This is a genomic window from Methylomagnum sp. (assembly GCF_054333355.1).
Genome location: NZ_JBTEKS010000362.1, coordinates 1 through 4,429 on the forward strand (window position 1 = coordinate 1; position 4,429 = coordinate 4,429).

A 4,429-nucleotide genomic window follows, 5' to 3' on the forward strand; every position below is an offset into this window, starting at 1 on the left:
GCAAAGCGGCTGTCGCGGGCTGAAGCCCGCTCCCACGTTACGAACAGGAATTTTCCTATGAGCCAAGACATCGCCGACTTATTCGAGCGCCTCAGCGTGGGCGTCCATGTGGTGGGTGTCGCGGCAGGCGAACGGCGCAAGGCTTTCACCGCCGCCTGGGTCATGCCGGCGTCCTTCGATCCGCCCATGCTGGCGCTGAGCATCAACCCCAATCATACGTCTTGCGCTTTGTTGCGGGAGGGCGGCTGTTTCTCGGTGAATGTGCTGCGGCGGGATCAAGCCGACTTGGCGGCGTGGTTCGGCGCACCGCGACAAGCCGATAAGCTGGCGGCGGTGGCTTGGCGTCCCGGTAAGAATGGGGTGCCCTTGTTGGAGGATGCGCTCGCCCACTTCGAGTGCCAAGTGGTGAGCGAGGCCCCGGCGGGAGACCATGCGCTGGTGGTGGGCCGGGTGGTGGATGGCAAGCTACCGCAGCCGGAGGCGGAGCCGCTGCTGTACCGGGACATGAGCGGTGTGGACGGCGCGGCGGGGTTGTATCCCGACGAGTTTTGTGGAAGTGGTCTAGACCACGACCGGCGGCAAGTCGTGGTCTGAAGAACCACTCCCACAACTGAAAAATCCCGGTCTACCCCGCCGCAATCTCCAAGCCCACCAAACACACATCGTCCCCGAATTCCCCCGTGGGCGACACCCGCCTGACCGCTTCCACCAACTCCCGGACCAGCGCCTCCCCCGGCAGGTCCATGAGCTTCGCCGCCAAGGCCAGCAAGCCCTCCGGCTCCAGAATCTCCCCACCGCCCCGCTCGATCTCGAACATCCCGTCGGTGAACAGCAGCACCAAATCGCCCGCCACCAAATCGCACCGCCCGGTATGGAACACGGCCCGGCGGTTCACGCCCAGCACGCCGCCGTTGCTGTGCGCCGCGCCATCAATGTTCAGCGCCGCGCCGGTTCGCCGCCGCAGCAGAATGGGGCAGGGATGGCCCGCGTTGGCGTAGCCGAGGGTGCCGGTGTTGAGATCGGCCACCAGGGCGAAGGCCGAGGCGAACACGGCCAGTCGGCATTCGTCGAGGATGTCGCATAGGCTTTGGTTGATGGCGGTGAGAAACGCGCCGGGGTCCGCCGCGAGGCCGCGCTGGTCGCGCATCAGGGCACGCAGCATGGCCGTGACCAGGGCCGCTTGCACGCCGTGGCCCATCACATCGGCGATCATCAGGCCCACCGCCGAATCCGACACCGCCAAGACCTCGAAGAAATCGCCGCTCACCAAGCCGAGCGGGGCGTAGTGGCTCACCAAGGTCGCCGCGCCCCGGCCCGGCGTCGCGCCCGAGACCACCGGCGGCAAGCCCCGTGGCAGCATCGCCAATTGCATCTCGCGGGCCATGAGCAAATCGTCGGTCATCTGCCGGTGGCGCTGGGAGATTTCCGCCTGTTGCTCCTCCAGCCGGTCGATGGTCCGCCGGAACAGCCGGGTTTGCAGCCGCACCAAGGCTTGCACCGAAATCAGCCCCAAAAAGCCGCCGGCCTCGTCCACCAGCAGCACGTCCTCGTTGAAGCGCTCGCCGGTGCGGAAAAAAACCCGGTGCAGCACATCCGTCCAGTGCTGGTCCGGTCGGATGGTCAGCGGGTTCGGCACCAGGCACTCGCGGATCGGCGACTTGGCGTACAGGGAAAAGCCGTATTGGGAGCCGAGCTGCATCCCGACATCGTGGCAGGAACACAGGCCGACGGCGATGTCCCCATCCAACACGGCCATGAATTCCAGATTGTTGTCGAGGAACCTGTGCCGCACTTCATCCAGGGATTGATTGGCTTGGACGGCGACTTGATGGTCGACCAGCTCTGTCCAAACCACCGCATCCACGTCAGGAATCGTCGCCCGGCTGGTGGGGTCGGGCGGCGTCGAAGGTTCAGAATCTGGTGTGCGCATTTAAATGGTGGGTTGTCGTGGAATGCCGGGGCGGCGGGAATGCTCTCACAGGGGTTTACGCCGCTTCCCGTTCGTGCCGAGGCATCGAAGCATGAGCGGGAAGTGGCCCAAGCCCTGACTATTTTAGCGGTCCCGAACTTTTGAAAACCCCGGTGGCTCGAATAAAACGCCCACACGTTACAATGGATCGAGTTTCACTTATGAATTACCCCACCCTCATGAAGAACGACCCGTCCACCCCGGCCCGCGCCCAAGCCCAAGCCTCCCGCCGTCCTTTGCAACGCAATCTGCGCCGCCGTCGGCTGGGTGGCGTGTGCGCCGGGCTGGCCGACTACTCGGGACTCAACGTCACCCTGATCCGCTTCCTGTTCGTGCTGTTGATACCGCTGACCGGGAGCCTCGCGTTCTGGATTTATGTGGCCCTGTGGTTCCTGTTGCCGGCCAGCGCCGATCTGCCCATCCCGGCCGTGTCCTGGCATTTGGCGCGGGAACTGCGCCGCATCGACGGCAAGGTGCGTCGGATGCACCGGAAGCACGCGCCGGTCGCCGCCGATCTGGCCCAGGAAGCCTTCGAGTCCATCAAAATTCTGGCGCCGCACTTTGAGCAAAAGGGCGGCTCGCCCGTTGATGAAGGTTTGCGGGAAGCCGCCCTGCTGAGTTTCCCGAAGCTGCTGGGCAAAATGATCGCCATGCCCGCCACCAGTTTCGCGATGCAACCCGGCACGCCGACGCCCGGCAATGCCCTGCTGGCTCAACTGGTGGACCTCCGGTCGAAATTGCAGCAAGCGGCGAACAATCTGATCGACCAGGAATTCCAGGCCAGTTTCCGGGCGCGGGCGGCGGATGAACCGCCCGAACTGGCGGCGTGGCGGGAACAGCTTCAACCCTTGCAGGCCCGGCTGATGGAGCGGACCGGGCCGCAAACCATCGGCTCGTTGCGGAATATTGAGGAGAAACTGGGGTTTCTGTTGGAGCGGATAGGGGAGGGCGGGGAAATGTTCGACCTGCGGCCCTTTGAAGTCAGAAAGATTGCCTTCGAGTATCTCCCGGACACCTTAAACCAGTATTTGCAACTCCCGCCGTCCATGGCTCAAACCCAGCGCTTGAACAGTGGCAAAACCGCCGAGGAATCCCTGAACGAGCAATTGAATCTACTGGATACCGCCCTGCATGACTTGGCGAAAAGCCTGTTTGAAAAGGACGCCGGGGGATTGTTGGTGCATGGCCGGTTCTTGAAGGAGAAATTCGCCGAGCAGCCGTTTAGGTTGGAGAGATAAGCTGTTATTGCATCACCCACATCGCATAAAGCGACCCATTTCTTTGTAAGGTATACCCATGACCCGCTATCTAATTATTCCGATGGTTCTTTTCCTGGCTGGCTGCGGGGTCGATGCTGTCGGCACCGCCGCCGTGAACGCGAACGCCAAGGCCCGCGAGATTGAGCAGGCGCAGAAACTCAAGGAGGAGGTTAAGCAGCAATTCGAAGAGGCCACGGCGCTTGAGCGGCGGCGCTTGGAAGAGATGGATGCCGCCATGGAAAACGGGCGGGGCGAGGCCAATCAGTGAGGCCGTCGGCGGGTTAGCCATGTAGCCCGGATGGAGCGCTGCGGAATCCGGGATGATCGGAGTCGCTATGCCCCGGATTCCGCCTATTCCGTCCGGGCTAGGTCGGCTCTGGTTTGGGAAAGCTAACGCCATGACTAAGGAATATGTCCACCGCCGCTTCCAAGGCGATGGACTTGGTAATGTTTGCCAAATCGATATAAAGCCGGGGAGCAGGCATTCTCTCAATGGTTTTCGCTTTTCTCCCTTTCAGAATTAGGCTACCAAGTTCGATAGTGCCAAGATCAGGCGGCGGCGTATGACAAGGCGATATGTGAAAAATAGTGCCTAATTCATGCTTGGGAATGTCCCGCAGCGGCACGATTTCGATATTAAGCCGCCCATCCATTTCTAAGATGGGTTTCTGTAAAGCCAGGGTAAGCACAATAAATAGGCTGAATAACGGGCGATCTTGCCGCTGATAGCCATTCCGGGTGTCAATTAACATCTCAGATTGTCCAGTCAGCTTCATAATTCCGGCAGATCCCCCGAAGTTCGCACAAATACCATTAATGGACGTACCGGGAGGCACATCGACCTGCAATGTATCGCCCGCTTTCAATCGTCCGAACCGGAACGAAAACAGGCTGTTCTTCCGGTGAACCCGCGCCTCTTCCGCTAGTAAAGGCGCTATTCTGACGATGCCATAATGGTCATACGTCCAGGATTGATTAATAAACTCAACCGGGTGACGCAGAATTATTTCTAATCCCTCGGCTATTTGATGACCCAAAGCGATAGCAAACCATCTCGCTAACTCGACTTTGGCCATTTTCACGTTTGCTGAAAGCGGGAGGCGGCTGGCGTAGGACAATGGTTGTCCGAGACAATGGATTGGAGATGCCAGGCGATGTTGAGTCTTCCCGAAGAGGCGCTGAAGGTTTTGGCCCTGTTCGC

The 4,429-nt window shown here is 60.7% G+C and carries 5 protein-coding genes; 3 read left to right on the forward strand and 2 right to left on the reverse strand.

Annotated features, from left to right (window positions below):
• The first annotated feature begins 57 nt into the window (after window positions 1-57).
• On the forward strand, window positions 58-594 hold the full coding sequence (locus tag ACXWUF_RS19240; protein ID WP_458496192.1) for a flavin reductase family protein: 537 nt from the start codon (window positions 58-60) through the stop codon (window positions 592-594).
• A gap of 31 nt (window positions 595-625) precedes the next feature.
• Here ACXWUF_RS19240 and ACXWUF_RS19245 read toward each other — a convergent pair whose 3' ends face one another.
• Window positions 626-1,930 (reverse strand): SpoIIE family protein phosphatase, encoded by a 1,305-nt coding sequence (locus ACXWUF_RS19245; RefSeq protein WP_458496193.1) that lies wholly within the window; start codon window positions 1,928-1,930, stop codon window positions 626-628.
• A gap of 200 nt (window positions 1,931-2,130) precedes the next feature.
• Between ACXWUF_RS19245 and ACXWUF_RS19250 the strand changes: the two genes are divergently transcribed.
• A complete protein-coding gene (locus ACXWUF_RS19250; protein ID WP_458496194.1) occupies window positions 2,131-3,207 on the forward strand; it encodes a PspC domain-containing protein in 1,077 nt (358 codons plus the stop codon).
• 58 nt (window positions 3,208-3,265) lie between these two features.
• A complete protein-coding gene (locus ACXWUF_RS19255) occupies window positions 3,266-3,496 on the forward strand; it encodes a hypothetical protein (protein WP_458496195.1) in 231 nt (76 codons plus the stop codon).
• A gap of 97 nt (window positions 3,497-3,593) precedes the next feature.
• Here the strand turns inward: ACXWUF_RS19255 and ACXWUF_RS19260 are convergent.
• Window positions 3,594-4,429, reverse strand: an 836-nt coding sequence (locus tag ACXWUF_RS19260; protein ID WP_458496196.1) for a hypothetical protein, incomplete at its 5' end; no start/stop codon positions are given.

Excerpts from the sequence above, each read along its gene's own strand:
- ACXWUF_RS19240 (WP_458496192.1), top strand. The coding sequence starts at position 58 with ATGAGCCAAGACATCGCCGACTTATTCGAGCGCCTCAGCGTGGGCGTC.
- ACXWUF_RS19245 (WP_458496193.1), bottom strand. The coding sequence starts at position 1,930 with ATGCGCACACCAGATTCTGAACCTTCGACGCCGCCCGACCCCACCAGC.
- ACXWUF_RS19250 (WP_458496194.1), top strand. The coding sequence starts at position 2,131 with ATGAATTACCCCACCCTCATGAAGAACGACCCGTCCACCCCGGCCCGC.
- ACXWUF_RS19255 (WP_458496195.1), top strand. The coding sequence starts at position 3,266 with ATGACCCGCTATCTAATTATTCCGATGGTTCTTTTCCTGGCTGGCTGC.